Here is a 22,058-nt window from a genome sequence, read left to right as displayed (position 1 = left end):
AATTAAGAATTAGTAATATAAGAGGTTAACAGGAGACTGTTAACCTTTTTTTTTATCCCTTTAGTCTCCGCGACGTAGAATCAACGCACCATCTTCAAGACAATTCGGTTAATGAAGGCCTAAGGTACGAAGCAGCCCCGTAAAAAGTCCAATGAAAATACCCTCAATACAGCAGCAATCGACAAGGGAGCGAACTATATATTCTATCTGTTATCAAATTCAAAAGCTTGCCCAAATTCTGCAAAAAAGGTACAATTGCGACACAGCTTCCAATTAATAAACCAAAAAGCTTAAATCCTTGAACTCTATGACTTAGAAGAAAATATTATATCCTACAGATACACGTCCGTAAGGATACTCTCGGTGGAAATCTGGATATTTATCATCTTTAAAGTGTCCCTGCAAATTAAAATACCCTGAGCTTAAATTTATGGACCAACGTTTATAAAGACGTAAACTTCCTTCGACAGTTAATCCGTGGAGGATATAATAGGAGTCATTCCCCGATATAGTAAAGAACACACCACCATTATAGTCTGCACTCAATAAAAACCGATTCAACAAGCTCAATTCTCCTTTAAAACGATAGGATGCCCCGGGCCCATAGTTATAATTGCGACTCGCACCGTACAATAAATAGGGATCTGGAACCGCAGCGAGAACTACTGCCCCTGCCCCAACACTTAGGTTTAATCGATTGTTCTTTTTATACCGAAATTCGGAAAGCCAGTTGTAGTTAATACTTTGGGCACCATAGAAAAAAGCGTCGTTATTATAGAAATCATAATGTGCATTCAGCGTTCCATAATGATCCCCTTTCTGCGATTTAAAAAACTTCGCACCGTATAATAAGGCATGTACGTTTATTGCATTGATAAATGAACTATCTCCGTTGCCTAACTCCAAGTTAACGGAAAACTGATCAAACGGGCGTTTATAGTTATGATCCCCATTCGTGTATCTAAAACGAAGTCTACCGTAAAACGCATTTTTTCCCTTCGCTATAAAATCCCCTTCCTTCGCATCAAAACGTCGAAAACCTAGATCGACTTCTGCTGTAATTATTGAGGAATCGACTAAGTAATAATCTTCAACAGTTTTCCCCCATTTCCCATCTAGAAATCGATTTAAGCCACTTACAGGATTCACCAGCGTAGCGACCAATTCATTTCCTACGCGGTTGTGATGTCGCTTATTCCTCGCTAGGATATTACGAGAAACACGGTGCATCATCTCTCCTAATAGAATACCTCCAAAGGTTGTATTAACGAGGTCGTTAATGGATGGATGTTGTGTCTCTCCAGCGGTCTCCCAGATATAGCTTCCAGCCAGGGTCGCGATACTCGATTGATAGAAATTGTAACCGTTACTTCGAAAGGCATTAAAATAAATCTGTCCGTGAAATGGATGGTCAATTTGGTTTGTGGTAAATTGATTGTCATCCCAGTCCCAAGCACTTAGGCGCTGGTGATCTATAAAATTCTGAAAAGAAATATAAGAGTATGGGTCTCTTGTGATAAATCTATTGAACGATGCCGGGAAAGCCTGTGCTAAAAACCACTCTGCCCCTGCCCTCCAAAATTTCTTCTCTCTTTTTGGTTGTAGTCCCCAAGCCAAAGTATCTTTGATAAAAGCCGGATCTTTAAAATAAAGACTATCGATAGCCTTCGTTGGAATCGAATCGCTTTGTGCAAATAAAGGATTAACGAACAGATTCGTTAAGAAAGTGATAAAAAAATATAGCTTAAAGTGTCGCAAGCGTAACAATATTGATTTGATTGCAAATTTAATTATTTTCCTGGAGAGACATCCTTTGCTAGGTCAAGACTTTCAAACTTATGACGAATATCACAACAAGCAAAGCTGAACAAACCGTGAACAATTTGATTATTAGCTAGTTTTAACTATATTCAGTGATAACCAAAACGACAAACAATATGAAAAGAATCCTTTCAATCCTACTTACGATCTTTCTGACGACAGCAATGTATGCTCAAGAAACGACCGCAATTGCCGGCGCTTATTTGGCGAAAGATGGTCAAACCAATCATTTGATTTTATTAATAGACGGTTATTCGTCTTATATCAAATATGAAAACAATAAATACCTTTCAACATGGGGAGGTCCCTATGCGACAAGCAGCAAGCTGTTGACCGTTAAGGTAGAATACAGTGATGCGAACCCTTCAGAAGTTGGAACAAGTAAAAATTTAGACTTAAAAAATGTAGGTTCTGACTTACAAATTGGAGATCTGCTATTTAAAAAGCAAAACTCTAATCATCAAGCATTAGATGGCCTCTGGCGGATTACTGGTCGGCAACAGGAAAACAAACTATCAACAATCGCTCGAGGAGATCGAAAGACTATAAAGCTATTAGTCGACGGATATTTCCAGTGGATAGCAATTAATCCTGCAGAACGTGGTTTTTATGGTACGGGTGGAGGTCGATATTCTTTTAAGGATGGCGATTATGTGGAAGAGATTGTATTCTTCTCGAGAGACAATAGTCGCGTTGGGGCTACGCTAGAATTTAAAGGCGAGTTAAAGGAAAAAGATTGGCACCATTCGGGTAAATCTTCAAAAGGCGACCCTATCTATGAGATTTGGTCATTGGATGCTAGATAGATTTCTGCATCGCGTAGCTTGAATTCAAAACAATCAGTATACTAGGCTTTATTACTAAGGTCTAGTATACTGATTATCATATGTAATAATGATTCGAAATAAGGATATCTTATCCGAATAGGTCAGAGCTTAGATAACGATCTCCGCGATCACAAACAATAAAAACAATAACACCTTCTTCAATTTCATTTGCGATTTGTAAAGCTGCGTGAAATGCGCCTCCTGAACTCATACCAGCAAATACGCCTTCTTTTCGTGCAAGTTCTCTTGCTTTCTCTGTTGCATCCGTTTGTGCAATGTCTATCACACGGTCTACACGTGATGCGTCAAATATTTTAGGCAAATACGCGGCAGGCCAACGTCGAATACCAGGAATGGAAGACTCTTCTGTAGGTTGACAACCCACAATTTGAATATCAGGATTCTGTTCTTTTAAAAACATCGAGCAACCCATAATTGTCCCTGTAGTCCCCATGGCACTCACAAAATGAGTGATTTGCCCGTTCGTATCTCGCCATATTTCTGGTGCGGTAGTTTTTATATGTGCTTCGTAGTTATCTGGATTTGCAAACTGATTAAGAATGAAATACTCCCCCGTTGCAGCTTTTTCCTCGGCATAATCACGGCAAATCTCCATGGTTTCCAATAAAGTTACTTTTGCACCAAAAGCTTCCATAGTTAAAGTACGTTCGCGCGTTGATGTCGAAGGCATAACGAGTTCCATTGACAAGCCGAACATACTGGCGATCATGGCTAAAGCAATACCCGTATTACCACTAGTAGCTTCAATAAGCTTTGTGTCCTTAGTAATTTCACCGCGCTCCATTGCAGAGCGAATCATATTTAACGCTGCACGATCCTTTACTGAGCCACCTGGATTATTCCCCTCTAGTTTTGCATATATTTTCACTTTTGGGTTACTGTGAAAACGAGTAATCTCTACTAAAGGTGTATTTCCAATTGTTGCTATAATATTTCCCATTATGCTAAAGGTTTAGAGTCATAAAATTTAGAATTCGGTTGATGATAGACAGTTGTATAAGGCGCAACACTCGCAGTTAACCACACGTTCCCCCCAATGATGGAATGATGGCCTACGGTGGTCTCACCTCCCAGTATTGTTGCTCCTGCATAGATGATTACATGATCTTCTATAATTGGATGCCTTTGGGTATCAGAAAAACTCTTATCAACACTCAGCGCGCCTAAGGTCACTCCCTGATACAGTTTTACGTGTTTCCCAATAATACAAGTCTCGCCAATCACGACACCTGTACCATGGTCAATATGCAAATACTCTGCTATACGAGCTCCGGGATGTATATCGATGCCAGTTTTTGAATGGGCATATTCGGTTAGAATACGTGGAATCAAGGGTATTCCCTGAATTAACAATTCGTGCGCAATTCGGTAGATGCAAATGGCTAAAAATCCAGGATAAGTTCGGATTACCTCATTCAAGCTCTTTGCCGCAGGATCCCCATCGAGAATGGCTTGTGCGTCGGTCAGCATAATTTGGTAAACTGTCGGTAGTTTCTCAAAAAAAGTTTGTGCAACTTTCTTGACATCGCATTCTGAACAGGCTTTGGTTTTTAACAATAATTGATATAATTCTGCTTCAGAAACTTGAAATGCAGCTTCAACATCTGCTTGTTCATGATAGGTATGCGAGTTTCGCTCAGGGAATAATAGATGCATTAAAGCAATTGCCCATTGTGCGATTTGTTTATTGCTCGGCATATCTTGAACGGCTTGTTGTTTTTGAAAGATATGCTCGTAAAATTCATTCATTTTCATAGTCATGCGTTCTCCCGCTAATTTAGGTTTATAGCACTAATTTTTCGAATAATTCTTGATGTGTTGTTGCTGCATCTATACATAATCCAGGATGAACAGCAGAGCACTGGATAAGTGTGCTTCGATAAGCTGTTAACCAACGGAAGCGTTCCGTTTGATCAAGTTGTGCGAGGCTTCCGCCCTCTTTCAAACCTTGACAGACAGCACGCATGGATTGTAAATGAGCGTTTATTTGCGTATAATCGATATCCTTTGCCAGATGACAACATCGTTCCTCGTCAACATGATATAGAATTTCGGCATAGCGCTGCTTTCGGCAATACAACAATACGCCAATATTTAAGAATTCTTCCCGTTCTACACGAGGAACCAATCGCACAACGGCATATTCGTATAGGGTTCTATCGTGCATCTTGAATTTGATTTACAAAAACTTCTGATTCTTCGGCGCGTCGAGCAATGAATTCGACATAAACAGTACGTGCATCGTCGGCAGAAAGTGATCTAACTTCATCGATTAACCATTCATCTGGAATAGCCGCTAAAACTTTCGCTACGTTAGCACGTGTAAAAAAAACTTTGTATTCATCATTTATACGCGATACTTCTGTTGCTTGTTTCAAAAGAACATGATCTTTGATTTGCACAAATGGCTTCGACGTTTGCTCTTCCCAATTATCCCAACTGTGGTGAAAATATAAGGCCGCCCCATAGTCAATCATCCATAAATCTTTATGCCAAACTAACATATTCGTATTTTTCGCCGTGCGATCTACATTCATTAATAAGGCATCAAGCCAAACAATTTTAGACGCTTCTTCGGCAGCAATCGTATCGACATTGGCATCAAACGTGATTGACCCGTTCAAATAGTGAACGCCCAAGTTCATCCCTTCCGAAAACTTTAATAAATCTTGTATTTCTTCATCTGGTTCCGTGCGTCCAAATCCTACATCTAAATGTGCGAATACCATTTCAGGAACACGTAGACCAATCATTCTAGCAAGCTCAGCCCCAATAAACTCGGCAACCAATGCTTTTTTTCCTTGCCCCGCTCCTCGAAACTTAATCACGTAGCTGAATCCATCGTCGGCATCGACTAGGCCAGGGAGAGACCCTCCTTCACGAAATGGCTGGATGTAGCGGATAATATTTACTTCTCTAATTTCTGGATTCTTTATTTCCATTGTAGATTATTTAATCACCTTGATCGTTTCATCAGTCGACAAAACGCTTCAATACCTGCACCCTGCGGACAAGACTAGGTTTAGGTAGTCCTGACGTTTAATTTGTCGCAGCGGCATAATTCAAAGGTAGTGGAAAAGTGAATAAAATCGCTACGAAAGGGAAAAATGTACACTAAACTGACCATTAGGTCTAGTTATTTCTCGTTATATTTGTGAAAAATAGCATCAAAACGAACGAAAATTTCTATGGATACCATATCTGAATACAACTGCGTCATAGCTCAATGTCAAGATTTATTTATCAAAAAGACAAAAGATTATGGAACAGCCTGGCGTATTATGCGTTTAACATCGATTACCGATCAGCTTTATATCAAAGCACAACGTATCCGTACGCTCGAGGTCAAGAAGGTTTCTAAAGTTGGTGAGGGTGTTATCGATGAATATATTGGAATAGTCAATTATTGCGTCATCGCAATGATGCAATTAGAGCTTGGCGAAGAGGGAGACGAAAACTTAGATGCCTCTTTGGTCGAAGCAAAGTATTCTGAGAAAGTGAACGAGACACGTGATTTAATGCTAGCTAAGAATCATGATTACGGGGAGGCATGGCGCGACATGCGTATTTCTTCGTTAACCGATATGATCTTGACAAAATTACATCGTGTGAAACAAATTGAAGACAACAATGGCGCGACCCTCGTATCCGAAGGTTTGAACGCTAATTACCAAGATATGCTAAACTATGCAGTCTTTGCATTAATTAAATTAGGTTTAGCAGAAAAAGCAGCATAATGACATATACAGGCACTTTCGGCACGCAAAAAAAAGAAAAACCACATTTATGGCTCTGGATACCTAGGCTAATTGTCGGGGTCTTATTTATTTTCTCCGGATTAATAAAAGCCAATGATCCTTTAGGATTTGGCTATAAACTTCAAGAGTATTTCCATGTCTTTGGACTCAATTTTCTAAATGACTATGCACATTGGATAGCGATTTTCCTTTGTGCGTTAGAAATTATACTTGGGGCACTTCTCATATTGGGTATTGCAGCCAAGAAAGTTGCTTGGGGTTTATTACTTTTAATCATCTTCTTCACATTCTTAACCTTCTATTCTGCTTTTTTTGAAGTCGTAAAGTCATGTGGTTGTTTTGGAGATGCTATCCCATTGACGCCTTGGCAGTCATTCTTAAAGGACTTAGTCTTACTGGCACTAATTATCCCTATTTTCATCTTTAGAGACCGCATCAAACCTTTTATTGCGAGCTTATTCACAAGAAATTTGTTGACGCTATTTATTATCATTGGCTCTTTTGGGATAGGTATTTACACCTTGTATTTCCTTCCATTCATTGACTTCTTGCCATATAAAGAGGGTAATAACATTGTAGAATTACGCAAGATCCCAGAAGGTGCTGAGCCAGATGTTTATGAACATATCTACCAATTAAAGAATAAAACAACAGGCGAGATTAAAAAAGTCACTGACAAAGAATATTTAGGCGATAAGCTATGGGAAGATGAAAACTTAGAAGTCATTGGAGACCCAGAAAGCAAACTTATCAAAAAAGGTTTTGAATTACCTATTCCAGATTTAATCATTACAGATATGGAGGGTACTGACCGCACAGATGAGGTGATTAGCAATCCTTACTATAATTTCATTGTTGTCAGCAAAGATTTAACTCAGCTCTCTCCTTTTGATTTTAAAGCACTGGATAAAATTAACACAACAATTCGTGAATTATCGGAAGACTATAATATTCGCGCTATACTAGCTACTGCATCTTCTTCGGAAGACGTAAATTATTTGAATGATCAGATGGACTTAGTGTTGGAGACGTTTTATGTCGATGCTGTTCCCCTGAAAAGTATGGTAAGATCTAACCCTGGTGTGATGTTGATGTTGAACGGTGTAGTGATAAAAAAATGGTCTCAATATAATTTCCCTTCGAAAGAAGAATTAGTCAAAAACTACTTTGATAAAATACAATAATGGGTAAACCGATATTTCTAATTGGCTTCATGGGTAGTGGAAAGACAACCTGGGGAAAGAAACTTGCTAACGCATTAGAGATCCCATTTATTGATATGGATCATGAGATTGTTGAAAAGATCGGCATGAGTATTCCTGAATACTTCAGTTTACATGGAGATGAAGGGTTTCGAAAAATTGAACGCGAAGTGATGCTAGACCAAGCGGAACGCACAGGCATTATTTCAACCGGTGGCGGGACTCCTTGCTATTTCGATAATATGCAATGGTTAATAGATCATGGAACAGTTCTATATTTGAAGCATAGCCCAAAGTCTTTGTGGAATCGACTAAGCCAATCTGACGTAAATAAGCGCCCTGCATTGAAAGGATTCTCTGGAGAGGAGCTACTTAGCTTCATTGAAGAGAAACTCAATGAGAGAGCTCCATTTTACGATAGAGCGCACATTCATGTAGACCAAATAAATACCCCTTTAGAAAAATTAGTTGAAATTATAGAAGACTATCAAAACGATGATGCGAACTAAAATGAGGATATACTTCGGTTTAATTGCCCTAATCTTTCTAGGTGCAACAAGTTGTTTTCGTGGTTCCTCGCCCGATAGTGTGGAGATGTATCCGAAAGTTTCTCCTCGTTTTAATATCAAAACCGTTGAGGAGTTTTACGATTTCCTAACGTTCGCAGAGGGATCTTATCCGCTCGTTAGTGCACACCGTGGTGGTGGCTTTCCAGGTTATCCTGAAAACAGCATCGCATCGTTTGCCAAAATAGCGAAAGAAATGCCGGCAATTATTGAGTGCGATGTTCGTATTACCAAAGATTCAGTACTGGTTTTAATGCATGATGAAACCTTGAACCGCACAACAACTGGAAAAGGTAAAGTAATCAATAAAACTTATGCGGAGCTTGAAGAATATAAATTAAAAGACTCCGAAGGAAAGATTACGCGTTATGGAATCCCAACATTAGAGCAAGCCTTACTATGGGGAAAAAATGCTGTCATCTACACTTTAGATGTAAAGAAAGAAGTCCCCTATGCAATGGTTGTCGACCTAATCCATAAAACGCAGACAGAAACAAATACTATTATCATCACCTACTCCGCAAATCAAGCGGCAGTGGTTAACAAATTAGCACCTGATTTGATGATCTCGGCTTCAATCAAGAAACCAGATGATTTGACTCGATTGAGTAATTTAGATATCCCAGACAATAAGCTTGTTGCCTTTGTCGGGACAAGCGAACCAGACTCTTCTTTGTACAGCGCACTTCGTTTGCATGGTATTAAGTCGATTTTAGGTACCATTGGCAACTTAGATCGTTCAGCCGCGAAGGCGGGTTATCAAGTGTATGCAGAGTATATTAATCGAGGCGCAGATATCCTTTCGACCGACCGCCCTTTTGAAGCTGCTAAAGCACTTGACTTTTACATAAAAAAACGAAATATCCGTTCCAAGTATATCCAATAGTATGGCGATTGAGGTGAATAATCTGACAAAAGTATATGGCAAGCAAAAGGCCGTAGATCATATTAGTTTCCGTACCGGAACGCATAAAATTATAGGATTCCTTGGACCAAATGGTGCTGGGAAATCCACTTGTATGAAAATTTTGACTGGCATTCTCGCTTTTGACGAAGGTCAGGTAAAAGTTTTAGGTATGGAAGTTTCTCATCAAGCCTTAGCCCTTAAGAAGCGAATTGGCTACCTTCCAGAAAACAATCCACTTTATTTAGAAATGTATGTATTAGAGGCATTGACTTTTGAGGCCAACTTACATCAATTGGAGAATAAAAAGCAACGTATCGCTGAGGTGATCGAACTGACCGGATTAAGAGCGGAACAGCATAAGAAAATACATCAACTATCAAAAGGTTATAAACAACGCGTCGGATTAGCAATTGCCATTATTCATAATCCTGAGGTTCTCATTCTGGATGAGCCGACTACTGGACTTGACCCTAATCAAATCATCGAAATACGTAGTCTAATCAAAGAATTGGGCAAGGAAAAAACCGTTTTACTTTCTACGCACATTATGCAGGAAGTAGAAGCAATTTGTGATGAAATAATTATTATTAACAAAGGGCAACTGAAAATGCAAATTGAGAAATCACAACTCTCCGAACGCTTTCCTGGACAATCGATGGAAGACATTTTCGTACAGCACACCTCTTAGGCCTGTAAGAATTAAGCTACTATTTCTCTATAAAATAGTTCATAGTATCCTGCTGAGACAAGTTACTTTTCAGCGTATTTTGGATAATTAACCTAATAAATTAAAAGACTTTCTCCTTATACAACATCTAAATTCGAAATCTACTTTTGTTGTTTCTTAACAAATCCTTAAACATTTTGTTAATTAATCTGTTCAGTAGATATAAACAATTTAGCATATGAAAAATTTAATACTTACCCTAGCCCTATCCGTTGGCTGTTTAGCATACAGCAATGCGCAAGTACAAGTTGAAACCACGCCACAGACCTCCGCAGATGTCGGTATGGCACCTATAAAAAAAGGTAACTGGATGGTTGGTGGTTCCGTGGGAAGTTTAGGTTATAGCTTTGAAGGAAAATCATTCAATATTAATGTTAATCCCCGCGCTGGGTACTTTGTTACTGATGGTCTAGCTATTGGTGCACAAGCAAACCTGGGGTTTAAATCGATTAAAGATGCTGACAATGAATGGGGATACGGTATTTCTCCTTTCGTTCGTTATTACTTCCCTGGAGGTGCTTCAGCAACTGGACGTTTCTTCGGACAAGGTGATATTGGTATCGGAGGTTCGTCCGCTGGTAGTGATGTATCTTTAAATTTAGGTGCAAACGTAGGTTATGCACACTTTATCACGCAAACAGTTGCCTTGGAGGCTATGTTTGGATATAACTATTCAAAGGCAAATATTGATGCTGCAAGCAAACAATCAGGACTTGGTGTTTCCGTAGGTTTTCAAATTTACTTACCTGGCAAACGCTAGTCTAGTCAAATCTTAATCAATAAAACGCGAAAGAATGTAGAGTTCTTTCGCGTTTTTTGATGATATCTACCGCTCAGGAGGAATACTTTTTTGTTACCAACGTGTAATTTTCTATTTTAGAGACCAAATTAAAGACCCTTTGTACAGTATTCTAAAAAAAGAGATTGCAAATTACTTTAACGCCTACACAGGATTTCTGGCAATAGCCCTATTCCTGCTAATTACAGGCTTATTATGTTGGATATTCCCCGACACTGCAATACTCGACGCTGGTTATGCCAATTTGGATAGCTTCTTCAATCTTGCTCCTTACGTATTCTTATTTCTTATTCCAGCAATCTGCATGCGCAGCATCGCTGGAGAAAAAGCAGATGGCACCTATGATCTCCTATTAAGTCGCCCAATATCCATTCGACAACTCATTTTGGGGAAATTCTTCGGAGCCTTAGTAATTCTCATATTAGCGATTCTACCGACTATCATCTATCCGATAAGTCTCTACTTTCTTGCAAACCCAATTGGCAACATTGATACCGGCGCAATTATCGGATCCTATATTGGATTGCTATTCCTAGGTATCGCTTTTATAGCGATCAGCATATTCTGTTCTAGCGTTAGTAAAAATCCGATTGTAGCCTTCTTATTGGCAATCTTTGTTTGTTTCTTTTTCTATTATGCGTTTGATGCGATTAGTGGATTTTCAGCCTTATACGCGTTTGTATATGAAATTAAATCATTCGGAATACAAGAGCACTATTTCAATATTAGTAGAGGTGTACTTACTGGCGCAGATTTAATCTATTTTATTTCCTTAAGTGCTATCTTTTTATTGTTCAGCATTGGTCATTTAAATCGACAATATACACCTACGAAAAAGACGCTTACCGTATATTTAGGTGTTTTGGTTTTCGCATTTATCGTGAATCAACCTTTTATAACATCTTTATTGGGTCGTCTAGATTTTACAGCCGATAAGCGTTTTACGCTTAGTGAAACAAGTAAAAACACTGTCAAAGAAGTAAAGAAGCATATTCAAGTTACGATTTTCCTAGATGGGGATCTTCCTAATGGATTTTCCCGATTAAAAAATAGCGCTGTAGAACTACTGAGTAACTTACGCTCCTATAGCAATGGTATGCTTAGCTTCAACGTGATTAATCCGCTAGAAGGGACGGATAAGGAGCGCCAAGATTTTAGCAATGCGCTCATTCAGCGAGGGCTATACCCTACCAATTTGAATGTAAAATCGGAAGGTGGTCTATCCCAAAAAGCAATATTTCCTTGGGCGATAGTTGGCGATGGAGAAAATGAGATTGCGGTTAATTTACTGCAAACAAAAATGGGAGCAGCACCAGAAGAAGTACTAAACAACTCAGTACAGAATTTAGAGTACGCGGTAACGAGTGCATTAAAGAAATTAAACAGTGGCGAAACGCCATATATTGCTTTCAGCGAGGGACATGGAGAGCCTAACGACCTCGAGCTATACGATGCTATGCAATCTTTAATGGCAAGTGGACAAGTTGGACGCATTAATTTGAATACCGCCAATTTCAAGTCGCTAGATCAACTTTCTTTATTGGTTATTGCAAAGCCACAACAAGCATTTACAGAAGCTGAAAAATATAAGATCGATTATTATGTAAGAAATGGAGGTCGCATTATTTGGGCAATAGATCCTATTGACGCGAGCTTGGACCATATTCGAAAATCTGGAAGCCAACCTCTTGTAACTAGACAATTAAATCTTGATGATCAACTATTCACGTATGGAGTTCGGATAAATTACGATTTAATCGCCGATCTAAACTGTAGTCAAATTCCCGTGACTGTAGGCAACATCTCGGGGCAGCCGCAAATTGAACTAGCGCCTTGGTATTTCTTTCCTATCCTCGTCCCGACAAGCCAATCGAGCTTAGTTAAGAACCTCGACGGAATTCGTACTGAATTTATAAGTACAATTGATACCGTAGCGAGCAAAAACATTAAAAAAGAAATTATCTTAACTTCCTCTCCTTTTTCAAAACTAATAAGCCCGCCAAATCAAATTGGATTAGAGATGTTGGATGAGCAACCCGATCCTACAAAGTTCAAATCAAAACCAATGCCTGTTGCGGTGATGTTACAAGGGAAGTTCCCGTATCTCTACGAGAATAGGCAAGCTCCTGAAGGTATACAAGAGAAAAAAGAATTGAGTTCAGTCTCAAAAGAGGCAAAAATGTTCGTAATGGCGGATGGAGACTGGTTAATTAACCAAATAAATCAAGCAGATCAATCGCCATTTCCATTAGGATGGGATCGTTACACTCAACAGCAATTTGCGAACAAAACCTTGTTAAATAATCTTGTCGATTATATGTTGTTTGATGAAAGCCTTATTGCGCTACGTGCAAGAGAAGTAAAACTTCGACTACTTGATCAAGCTAAAGTGAAGACTGATAAAGTATTTTGGCAAATTATCAATGTCGCGGCTCCAATTATACTTCTTTTCTTATTTGCGGTAATCCAACAATGGATGCGTAAGAGAAAATATGCAAAAGCATAAAATAAAGAGAGGCGACTGATTCAGCCGCCTCTCTTTGCAAAAAATAAACACAAAATTAATCCTTTAAGCTTTCTTCATGCTTCCCGTTTCATTGAAACGAATATGCCAGCTGAAAGCTTCCTCCAACAAGTGAGGCGTATGTCCTCCTCTTTCGCGTGCGCGATCGAAATAAGACTGAAGTTCTTCTTTATAATCTGGATGTACACAATTATCGATAATCTTTTGAGCGCGTTCGCGAGGCGCTAAGCCTCTCAAATCTGCCAAACCTATATCTGTTACTAAAATATCTACATCGTGCTCTGTATGGTCTGTATGAGACACCATAGGAAGGATATGAGAGATCTTGTTCTCCTTCGAAGCGGCCTGCGTTACGAAAACACTCAAGTACGCATTTCTAGCAAAGTCACCTGATCCGCCAATTCCATTCATAATCTTAGTACCACCAAGATGGGTCGAATTCACGTTTCCATAGATATCGAATTCTATCGCCGTATTGATGGCAATAATTCCCAGACGACGGATTAAGCCTGGTGTATTTGATATATTTTGTGGGCGCAAAACAAACTTATCTCTGTAACGCTGTAGGTTTCCAAACACACGATCGTAACATTCCGCAGATACCGTTACAGAAGAAGCCGACGCAAAACTCAACTTACCTGCATCAATCAAATCGAATGTACTGTCCTGCAATACTTCAGAGAACATCGTTAAATCATAGAAATTACTATGTTTGAAACCAGTTAACACGGCATTGGCTACTTTTCCAATACCTGCTTGGATTGGTAGTAAACGATCAGTTAAATGTCCTAGACGTACCTCTTCTTCAAAAAACTCAAGGATATGTTTAGCGATTGCGGAAGTCTTTTCATCCGGTTCCGCAATATCCGCTGGGCTATCATGCTTATCAGTGAATACGATTGCAGCAACCTTATCTGGATTTAGAGGAATAGTCTTGCGTCCAATTTTATTCCATGGTGCTACAATTGGGATAACATTACGATGTGGGTAATCCTCAGCTTGGTAGATATCGTGAATACCATAAACATCCTCAGGAATTGAAGAATTCACTTCCAATATCACTTTCTTAGCTAAGGCTGCAAATGTAACTGAATTACCTACGGAAGTCGTCGGTACTATACTGCCGTCGCGATCTATATAGGCAACTTCAATTACTGCAATATCTACATTGGGTAGGTTCTTGTTATGTAACAGCTCAGCGCTTTCGCTTAAATGTTGATCGATAAATAATACCTCTCCGGAATTAATTTTGCTGCGTAACACTGGATCAACTTGAAAAGGCATACGCTTCTTCAAAGCCCCAGCTTCCGCTAATTTTCCGTCTGTACCATGTCCTAATGACGCTCCGGTCATTAAGGTAATTTTTATATTTTCTGTTTTTGCTCGTTCAGCCAATGCTGGAAGAACGACTTTACTATCTCCAGCTTTTGTAAAACCACTGGATCCGACAACCATGCCATCCTCAATCAGCTTTACAGCCTCTTCAGCCGTTGTTACTTTTTCTTTTAGTCTTTCTAAACGAATTCTTTCTAACATTTCTTTACAATTATGCGCCCTTTGTCAAGGCGTGGCAATATTAATCAATATTTTAATTTAAAAATTATCCATTATAGACAGTTAATTATTTGGTCAACAAAAAAAGTAACCAATCACTAACTTTGATACTAGAATAGAAAAAACAGCATTAAAACCTTAATAGACAATACATTATTTTCATAGATACTTTGAATAAAAAAGTGTAATGTTGTAAATATACAAAGGAATTAGGCATATCTTCATGATAGAAATCATAAAAATCAGTGGGTTTCCACTCACATTTACCCTCGTCAAAAGCTAAGCTTTTGCTTTTATCAATAAAAAACTTGAAATTTATACCTCATAAATACATTTTGCTGGATGCATAAAGAATATGTCGACAAATATTATATGACAGAAGTAGACACTTTTGAACAAAGTATCTACTGTCATCATGCCGTAATGGGTGAACATCACGTTACCGAGCATGCACACAAGAAAGGACAATTTCTATATACAGAAGGTGGTGTCGTATTCTTAAAAACTCCTGAGAAATCATACTTCCTTCCAGCACGCCATTATATATGGATCCCTGCAGGTACCAAGCATAGTATACATCCAAGTGGGCCACAGGTAGTCATGCGAAACCTTTATTTTCCAACATTCGAAACAGACACAGAGTTTTTTGATAAGATCAATATCTACCCAGTTAGCGACTTATTGAACGAACTCATCATGTTTACCAATCGTTGGAATGGGAATATATTTCCGGAAGAAGAACCCAAATTTTCAATAGCTAAGGCTTTTAAGCTTATTTTACCTGAGATTTCTCCGACTGAGTTGCCCTTAGCATTACCTTATCCAAAAAATGACAAGCTAAAACAGATTGTCAACTATCTAGAGCAAAATATCTCGGAGAACATTAGTTTTAAATCTTTAGCCGAACATTTTGACATTAGCGAACGTACGCTTGCAAGACTCTTCCAAAAAGAATTAAACATGTCGTACATCCAATATTTTACGATTCTTCGCATGCTAACTTCACTCAAATTATTACTTGACGAGAAGCTTAGTGTCAATGAGGTCGCTTTACGGGTGGGTTACAATAGCCTCCCTACCTTCTCTAACACCTTTAACAAGGTGATTGGAGTGAGACCTAGCGAATATGTAAAAAATAGAAACTTACTATTATAATCCAAATTAGAAATGAAGTTAAGATCCCTATCCCTAAGCTTAGCATTGGGGCTGCTATGTGCGTGTGGAAGCAATGCACAAGTAAGCAACAAAGTAGCGAAAGCTCCTAAAGCCATTCAATTGTTTAATGGAAAAGACATCAAAAATTGGACGCCTAAAATTAGACTACATGAAGTTGGAGAAAACTTCGCCAATACTTTCCGTGTTGAAGACGGCTTACTAAAAGTAAGATATGATGGTGGGTACGACTCCTTTAATCAACAATATGGCCATCTAGCATTCAATAAACCGTATAGTTACTATGTCTTACGCGTAGAATATCGTTTTGTTGATGAACAGACAAAAGGTGGAGAAGGATGGGCATGGCGTAATAGCGGTGCAATGTTGCATGGACAGGATCCCAAAACAATGTTGAAAGATCAAGACTTCCCCATCTCAATTGAGGGTCAGCTACTGGGCGGAGATTCGAAGAATGAACGAACAAACTCCAATCTATGTACGCCCGGCACAAATGTGGTCATTAAGGAAAAACTCTTTACTCCGCACTGTTTAAGTTCTACATCTAAAACGTACCATGGTGACCAATGGGTTACTGCTGAATTTGTCGTATTGGGCGACTCGCTTATACAACATGTATTAGATGGTCAAGTTGTATTATCTTACAATAAGCCACAAATTGGAGGGGGAAATGTAGAGAATTTCGACCCTAAACAAAAAATTGATGGAAAATTACTTGATGGTGGATTCATCTACCTACAGAGTGAAAGCCACCCGATTGACTTCAGAAAGGTAGAACTTTATGATTTAAGTAGCTATAAAGGAAACCCTGAAAAGTTAGATGCAGCGGTAAAAGCAGCACTAGCAAAATAAACGAGAGATTAGCTTTTCGATAATTAATATGGCGTTAAGCGCTTTTCTGTATCCAGATTGATGAATACAGAAAAGCGTTTAACGCCATACCTGTTTAACAAACTAGTAAAACTATTTGTCGCTACAAAAAGCTAGCCTCACTTCCCCCCCAAACAAGAAAAGGGATGTTCTCACATCCCTATATTTCTTTTAGGAAAAAGCTTTGAATTAACCTAACTTATTAACGAATTTCGCTAATTTAGATTTATTGTTGTTTGCTTTTTTCTTGTGAATTACATTTTTCTTTGCTAAACGATCTAGCATAGAAACCACGCGTGGATATAATTCTTTAGCTTCTTCTGCAGTCGTTGTAAGACGTAATTTTTTGATCGCGTTACGCGTAGTTTTCGCTTGGTAACGGTTTCTTAGACGCTTCGCAGCGTTTGCTCTAATTCTTTTGATCGCTGATTTATGATTTGCCATTTCTCTTAGCTATATAATTTTTTTATCTTTTTATATTTAATTTCGGACTGCAAAAATAACATCTAAAAACTAATATTCAAAATCATTTTTAAAGTTTTCCAAATCCTTATCTTTGTATATGCAAAAATTATCCATGGATCAGCTCAATCGAGTTGATGTAGAAACGTTTAAGAATCAAGAGAAAAACCCATTGGTGATCGTTTTAGACAATGTTCGCAGTATGCATAACGTAGGTTCAGCGTTTAGAACAGCCGATGCTTTCGCTGTTGAAAAAATTCTGCTTTGTGGAATTACAGGAACGCCCCCGCATCGTGAAATTGAAAAAACAGCATTAGGAGCCACACAATCGGTTATTTGGGAACATCACAAGGAAACCCTCGACGCAGTGAAAACATTGCAGTCAGCAGGCTATAAAGTCTACTCAATCGAACAAGTAGACAACTCTATCTCCCTAGATTCATTCCAACCGGCTTTAGATGAAAAAATTGCTATTGTTTTTGGCAATGAAGTACATGGCGTCGAGGAAGATGTTGTAAAAGCATCGGATGGTTGTATTGAAATCCCACAATTTGGCACTAAACACTCGTTCAATGTTTCTGTAACGATAGGAATTGTGCTATGGGATTTAGTTAATAAACTGAAATTTATTAAGAAATAGCAAAATAGATAGCTTCTTGATTTTTAGAAGTCAGTTCAAAATAGTAGATTTGCGTTGCAAAAAATAAGACAAAATGAGTGTATTAGTAAATAAAGATTCTAAAGTAATCGTTCAGGGTTTCACTGGTAACGAGGGTACTTATCATGCATCTCAAATGATTGAGTACGGTACGAATGTAGTTGGTGGTGTTACGCCAGGAAAAGGTGGTCAATCTCACCTAGACCGTCCGGTATTCAACACGGTACAACACGCAGTTGATGCAACTGGTGCCAATGTATCTATTATTTTTGTTCCACCAGCATTTGCTGCTGACGCGATTATGGAAGCTGCTGCGGCAGGAATCGCATTAATCGTATGTATCACTGAAGGTATCCCTACTAAAGATATGATTCAAGTAAAATCTTACTTGAGCGACAAAAACTCTCGTTTAATCGGACCTAACTGTCCTGGTATCATCACAGCTGAAGAAGCGAAAATTGGTATCATGCCAGGCTTTATCTTCAAAAAAGGTAAAGTTGGTGTTGTTTCTAAATCAGGAACATTAACTTATGAAGCTGTAGATCAAACAGTGAAAGCGGGTCTAGGTATTACAACAGCAATCGGTATTGGTGGTGACCCAATTATCGGAACAACAACTAAAGAAGCAGTTGAATTATTAATGAACGATCCAGAAACTGAAGGTATCATCATGATTGGTGAGATCGGTGGTGGTATGGAAGCTGAAGCTGCTCGTTGGATTAAAGAAAACGGAACTAAACCAGTAGTTGGCTTTATCGCTGGACAAACAGCGCCTCCGGGACGTCGTATGGGTCACGCTGGAGCTATCGTTGGTGGAGCTGATGATACTGCTGCTGCGAAAATGCAAATCATGCGTGAGTGTGGTATTCGTGTAGTAGAATCACCTGCTGAAATCGGAAAAGCAATCGCTGAAGAATTAGCAAAATAGTTCTTAAAAGCTTAAGAATATAAGAGGAGTAATCGGATTGATTATTCCTTTTTTTGTGCCCATTATTTTCATAAGAAGTCTATTCAATATTCTAAAACATGGGTTAGCGCGAGATAAGTTCAGAGATGCGTAACGATGACTATCGCATTTATTAACATTCCCAGCGACACTTAGAACAATGGTAGAAACGAAAAAAGTCGCTTTAGAGAGCGACTTTGACTAAACTAAACATTGAAACAACAATTATTTGGCGAGCGCCAATTCCTCCGAATCGGAGTTGCTTTTCTTTTTCTTCTCTTTAGATTTTGTGTTTTCGTAATGATCGACTAATTGATTTAACTCGTCTAAATTTAGATTCGATTTAAGCTCAATAAAAACTTTCTCATCACCTTCGATTACACCTAACAATACTTTCTTTACGCGATTGCCTTTGATTTGTGTATTGATGCTCACTTTCGCACCATCGCTATATATACTCATGAGTTCTTCAAACTTCTCTTCATCCAGATATTTGTTAAAGCGCTCGTGTATACGATTCCCCTTATCCCCTTCTATCGTCATCAGTTTTATTCCCTTGATTTTTTTCAGAGCAAGTGCTAACATAGGATCCTCTTCTTTCAATTCTCTCAACTCGCCCATAATGAAAGTACGCATCAAAATACAAGGCACCTTCACTGAAACAACTTCTGCGTCATTGCTAATATCACCCTTATTTACAAACGCCATATTCGGACGCGTTTTAACAAAACAGCTTTGTAAGCTTAAGCCTATGCAAATGGCGACGATAAATCCTATAACTCTTCTCATCTTATTGGTTTTTTAATTGTTAGTACTCACTAAATTATTGATATCATCATATTTCATAGCCCCATCCAAGATCATAAATATGGTATCCTCATCAGAAACAATGCTTAGAAGAAGATTATTCAATAAGTCGCCCTCTACGGATTTAGCTAAGAATCTAATCTTATTCCCATCTGAATTAATCACCATCAATTCTTCATAGTTCAGCTTATCCACTGCTAAAGTAACCGACGATTTCATTTTTTGATCTCCACCTTCGACTATTAACATCTTTATCGAGTTGATTTTACTTAGCAATGGTCTAATTGTCTCTAAATCTGCATCATCGATATTCATCTTACCCAACATTTTAAACATGGGTTTGCCAATTTTGATACTTGTAACGCCTTTTTGTTCTTTGTACTGTTCGAAAATCTCGTCGAGTTTCGAAATTTGAGCTTGAGCCATACTTGCAAAAAGTAGTGCACAAATTAGCATGATCGTTTTCATATTTTCTTTTCTTTAGATTTCTATATTCAAATGTTTGATTCTCTCTACACCAGCAATTCCTCGCTTCAAATTATTTGTAGCCAAATTCAGAGCAGTTTGCGTAATCTCGATAGCTTCGTCCTCATCGTAAATCCTAACCCCATTTACCTCTACATAGAGCAACTCCTCTGACGCCGGTGAAATACTTTCACTTTTTCTTGAAACAGCATTCTTGCTGGACTTTTTACTTACTCCCGGAGATCGGTTTACTGAAGCAATTAACTTGCTTTGCGACAACGAAGTCTTCCGTTCTACTTTCTCTATCGCCTCTTTTGGAGCTTCATATTCTACCACTTCATTGATTGAATCAACAGACTTATGTGCTACAAATTGACTATCTGTGTTGTTCAATGATGCTGAGTCTTGTTTTCGAAAGATGAAGAAGGCAATCAGTAATGAGGCGGCAATGCTTGTTAGCATAATGATGCGTCTCGGCAAAGAAAATACTTTACGTTCTTCCGTCACTTTCGATTCTGCAGTACTATTCATAAAGGAATCAAAGTCCCAATCCATTTCCTGTGTAGGCTTCTTCAAGCTCCCAAAGAAAGCATCATCGCTGTTCTCTTTCAATAAGCGCTCTTCTTCCAAGGTAGACTCTCCTTGCAGGTACTTAGCCCTTAATCGATCCAATTCTTCTCGCTTCATATTCGAATATTTTTGTTAAGCTCGCTCGTACGGCCTGTCTCGCTCGAGACAAATTAACACGAACCGCATTTTCATCTATTTCACAAAGACTTGAAATATCCTTTATTTCATACTCTTCGACATCTCTCAAATACATTACCATACGTTGTTTCTCTGGCAATGCATCGATATACTTCAGGATCAACTCTTGTGTCAAGGCCGGATAACGTTCCGATTGTATATCATTCGGCACCTCTTGTAAATACTTTGCATGCCTTCCCGCTTTATCAATTTTATTGTATGCCATATTCCTCAACATACTCATTGCAAAAGCTTCCATATTTTGCACATGACTCAACTCCAATCGCTTCTCCCAAAGTTTCATCATTAACTCCTGCACCAAATCAAACGCATCTTCCTCCTGCTCTAAAAACCTGTTCGCAAAGCGATACAGCTTATCCTTAAGGACAAAAACTGTGGTTTTAAAGGTTTCTTGATTCATAATTTCTGTTGCGTTTATATACAAGACAGGATGAAGGGGCATTTCATTACATGAAAAATGAAAAAAAAATCGAATAAAACACAACACACTGCGCAACAGCATGTTAATTTCATTATTCAAAGAAAGAAATACGATTATTTAATTCCAGAATGATTATTTCTGGCTCTGTTGTAACTAAAGATTTTCTAGGTATTTCTGAAAACAAAAGAGGCTACCAAATCCTGATAGCCTCTTTCTCTTATTGTCGTTCATCGGCGGAAGGCCCGTACAATCCAGGAACTGGAATATCCAATAATCGGAGATATACGGTTGCTTGTCCACGATGGTGTATTAAATGATTATGTATAACGAACCTCAGCACTGCTAGTTTATGCATCTCACTAATTACGTGATCACCATAACGCATAGTCCATTTTTTGAACCATTCATCTTCTGGAAAGTTACTTATCACTTCTTCATTCGTTCTATAACCTTCATCCAACGCTTTTCTCAACTCTGCAACACTAGTTGGTTTAAGCGGTTGATAATCTGTTTGAAGATTAAAATCATTTTTAATAAGTGCGGCACCAACCCAGTTGTGTAGTTCTACTACATGTCCAATTAGTTCGCCTAAAGACATAGACTTTTCATGTGGTTTGTAGCTTAAGTCCTCATCTTTCAATCGATCGATAATGCGACGCGTATTATTGGTTTCGCGTTCGATTTCTACTAAAAATCCATCTTTAATACTCATAAAATATGTTTTTATTTTCCTCGAAATTAAACAATAAAACAGATAAAAAATAGCTAATTTCACGGAACGA

General features: G+C 38.5%; 24 protein-coding genes. 12 read left to right on the top strand and 12 right to left on the bottom strand.

Annotated features, from left to right (window positions below; translation table 11 throughout):
- Nucleotides 1-312 precede the first annotated feature (312 nt).
- Nucleotides 313-1,758 (bottom strand): DUF3943 domain-containing protein, encoded by a 1,446-nt coding sequence (locus tag GFH32_RS04105; protein ID WP_228384212.1) that lies wholly within the window; start codon nt 1,756-1,758, stop codon nt 313-315.
- A gap of 179 nt (nt 1,759-1,937) precedes the next feature.
- Between GFH32_RS04105 and GFH32_RS04100 the strand changes: the two genes are divergently transcribed.
- The gene (locus tag GFH32_RS04100) at nt 1,938-2,627 is read left to right on the top strand and encodes a hypothetical protein (RefSeq protein ID WP_153509865.1); all 690 of its coding nucleotides are present in this window, start codon (nt 1,938-1,940) and stop codon (nt 2,625-2,627) included.
- Nucleotides 2,628-2,736: 109 nt separating this feature from the next.
- Here the strand turns inward: GFH32_RS04100 and cysM are convergent, their stop codons facing one another.
- The 4 genes from cysM to GFH32_RS04080 are packed head-to-tail and all read right to left on the bottom strand — an operon-like array spanning nt 2,737 to nt 5,611.
- The gene (gene cysM / locus GFH32_RS04095) at nt 2,737-3,609 is read right to left on the bottom strand and encodes a cysteine synthase CysM (RefSeq protein ID WP_153509864.1); all 873 of its coding nucleotides are present in this window, start codon (nt 3,607-3,609) and stop codon (nt 2,737-2,739) included.
- Entirely contained in the window at nt 3,609-4,418 is an 810-nt protein-coding gene (locus GFH32_RS04090; protein WP_153512994.1) for a serine O-acetyltransferase, read from the bottom strand. Before GFH32_RS04090 ends, cysM begins: the two co-directional genes overlap by 1 nt.
- Nucleotides 4,419-4,452: 34 nt before the next feature.
- Nucleotides 4,453-4,836, bottom strand: a complete 384-nt coding sequence (locus tag GFH32_RS04085; RefSeq protein WP_153509863.1) for a DUF3037 domain-containing protein — start codon at nt 4,834-4,836, stop codon at nt 4,453-4,455.
- Entirely contained in the window at nt 4,826-5,611 is a 786-nt protein-coding gene (locus tag GFH32_RS04080) for a HipA family kinase (protein WP_153509862.1), read from the bottom strand. The genes GFH32_RS04085 and GFH32_RS04080 overlap by 11 nt, the downstream gene beginning before the upstream one ends.
- 246 nt (nt 5,612-5,857) lie before the next feature.
- Between GFH32_RS04080 and GFH32_RS04075 the strand changes: the two genes are divergently transcribed.
- The 7 genes from GFH32_RS04075 to gldG all read left to right on the top strand — a co-directional run bounded on the left by GFH32_RS04075 (nt 5,858) and on the right by gldG (nt 13,134).
- Nucleotides 5,858-6,406 (top strand): DUF1599 domain-containing protein, encoded by a 549-nt coding sequence (locus GFH32_RS04075; protein ID WP_153509861.1) that lies wholly within the window; start codon nt 5,858-5,860, stop codon nt 6,404-6,406.
- Nucleotides 6,406-7,611 carry a BT_3928 family protein gene (locus tag GFH32_RS04070; protein ID WP_153509860.1) on the top strand — a complete coding sequence of 402 codons (1,206 nt, stop codon included), beginning with the start codon at nt 6,406-6,408 and terminating at the stop codon, nt 7,609-7,611. The genes GFH32_RS04075 and GFH32_RS04070 overlap by 1 nt, the downstream gene beginning before the upstream one ends.
- The gene (locus GFH32_RS04065) at nt 7,611-8,138 is read left to right on the top strand and encodes a shikimate kinase (protein WP_153509859.1); all 528 of its coding nucleotides are present in this window, start codon (nt 7,611-7,613) and stop codon (nt 8,136-8,138) included. Before GFH32_RS04070 ends, GFH32_RS04065 begins: the two co-directional genes overlap by 1 nt.
- The gene (locus GFH32_RS04060) at nt 8,125-9,081 is read left to right on the top strand and encodes a glycerophosphodiester phosphodiesterase family protein (protein WP_228384211.1); all 957 of its coding nucleotides are present in this window, start codon (nt 8,125-8,127) and stop codon (nt 9,079-9,081) included. The genes GFH32_RS04065 and GFH32_RS04060 overlap by 14 nt, the downstream gene beginning before the upstream one ends.
- A gap of 1 nt (nt 9,082) precedes the next feature.
- Nucleotides 9,083-9,790, top strand: a complete 708-nt coding sequence (locus GFH32_RS04055; protein WP_153509857.1) for an ATP-binding cassette domain-containing protein — start codon at nt 9,083-9,085, stop codon at nt 9,788-9,790.
- Nucleotides 9,791-10,007: 217 nt separating this feature from the next.
- Complete coding sequence (locus tag GFH32_RS04050) at nt 10,008-10,589, top strand: hypothetical protein (protein ID WP_153509856.1); 582 nt, start codon at nt 10,008-10,010, stop codon at nt 10,587-10,589.
- Nucleotides 10,590-10,728: 139 nt separating this feature from the next.
- Nucleotides 10,729-13,134 carry a gliding motility-associated ABC transporter substrate-binding protein GldG gene (gldG, locus tag GFH32_RS04045; RefSeq protein ID WP_153509855.1) on the top strand — a complete coding sequence of 802 codons (2,406 nt, stop codon included), beginning with the start codon at nt 10,729-10,731 and terminating at the stop codon, nt 13,132-13,134.
- A gap of 63 nt (nt 13,135-13,197) precedes the next feature.
- On the opposite strand, the gene GFH32_RS04040 is transcribed toward gldG, so the two are convergent.
- Entirely contained in the window at nt 13,198-14,688 is a 1,491-nt protein-coding gene (locus tag GFH32_RS04040) for a succinate CoA transferase (protein ID WP_153509854.1), read from the bottom strand.
- Nucleotides 14,689-15,078: 390 nt separating this feature from the next.
- Here GFH32_RS04040 and GFH32_RS04035 point away from each other — a divergent pair, with 390 nt between their 5' ends.
- Nucleotides 15,079-15,861: a helix-turn-helix transcriptional regulator gene (locus GFH32_RS04035; protein ID WP_228384210.1), complete on the top strand. Its 783-nt coding sequence runs from the start codon at nt 15,079-15,081 to the stop codon at nt 15,859-15,861.
- Nucleotides 15,862-15,873: 12 nt separating this feature from the next.
- Entirely contained in the window at nt 15,874-16,731 is an 858-nt protein-coding gene (locus GFH32_RS04030; RefSeq protein WP_153509852.1) for a 3-keto-disaccharide hydrolase, read from the top strand.
- A gap of 207 nt (nt 16,732-16,938) precedes the next feature.
- Here GFH32_RS04030 and rpsT read toward each other — a convergent pair whose 3' ends face one another.
- Complete coding sequence (rpsT, locus tag GFH32_RS04025; RefSeq protein ID WP_153509851.1) at nt 16,939-17,193, bottom strand: 30S ribosomal protein S20; 255 nt, start codon at nt 17,191-17,193, stop codon at nt 16,939-16,941.
- A 118-nt stretch (nt 17,194-17,311) separates the two neighbouring features.
- Between rpsT and GFH32_RS04020 the strand changes: the two genes are divergently transcribed.
- Together GFH32_RS04020 and sucD are read left to right on the top strand one after the other, a co-directional pair.
- A complete protein-coding gene (locus GFH32_RS04020; protein ID WP_153509850.1) occupies nt 17,312-17,851 on the top strand; it encodes an RNA methyltransferase in 540 nt (179 codons plus the stop codon).
- A 73-nt stretch (nt 17,852-17,924) separates the two neighbouring features.
- Nucleotides 17,925-18,797: a succinate--CoA ligase subunit alpha gene (gene sucD / locus GFH32_RS04015; RefSeq protein ID WP_153509849.1), complete on the top strand. Its 873-nt coding sequence runs from the start codon at nt 17,925-17,927 to the stop codon at nt 18,795-18,797.
- Nucleotides 18,798-19,040: 243 nt separating this feature from the next.
- On the opposite strand, the gene GFH32_RS04010 is transcribed toward sucD, so the two are convergent.
- From GFH32_RS04010 to GFH32_RS03990, 5 genes are all read right to left on the bottom strand, one after another.
- Nucleotides 19,041-19,604: a DUF4252 domain-containing protein gene (locus tag GFH32_RS04010; RefSeq protein WP_153509848.1), complete on the bottom strand. Its 564-nt coding sequence runs from the start codon at nt 19,602-19,604 to the stop codon at nt 19,041-19,043.
- 12 nt (nt 19,605-19,616) lie between these two features.
- Complete coding sequence (locus GFH32_RS04005) at nt 19,617-20,090, bottom strand: DUF4252 domain-containing protein (RefSeq protein WP_153509847.1); 474 nt, start codon at nt 20,088-20,090, stop codon at nt 19,617-19,619.
- Nucleotides 20,091-20,102: 12 nt separating this feature from the next.
- Complete coding sequence (locus GFH32_RS04000) at nt 20,103-20,774, bottom strand: hypothetical protein (RefSeq protein ID WP_153509846.1); 672 nt, start codon at nt 20,772-20,774, stop codon at nt 20,103-20,105.
- Nucleotides 20,740-21,255, bottom strand: a complete 516-nt coding sequence (locus GFH32_RS03995) for an RNA polymerase sigma factor (RefSeq protein ID WP_153509845.1) — start codon at nt 21,253-21,255, stop codon at nt 20,740-20,742. Before GFH32_RS03995 ends, GFH32_RS04000 begins: the two co-directional genes overlap by 35 nt.
- A gap of 238 nt (nt 21,256-21,493) precedes the next feature.
- The gene (locus GFH32_RS03990; protein ID WP_153509844.1) at nt 21,494-21,988 is read right to left on the bottom strand and encodes a DinB family protein; all 495 of its coding nucleotides are present in this window, start codon (nt 21,986-21,988) and stop codon (nt 21,494-21,496) included.
- Nucleotides 21,989-22,058: the final 70 nt, after the last annotated feature.

Origin of the sequence: Sphingobacteruim zhuxiongii, from assembly GCF_009557615.1 — a bacterium.
Taxonomy (GTDB): domain Bacteria; phylum Bacteroidota; class Bacteroidia; order Sphingobacteriales; family Sphingobacteriaceae; genus Sphingobacterium; species Sphingobacterium zhuxiongii.
Note: the sequence above shows the minus strand (reverse complement) of the source record. Positions and strands in the feature narration are given on the sequence as shown.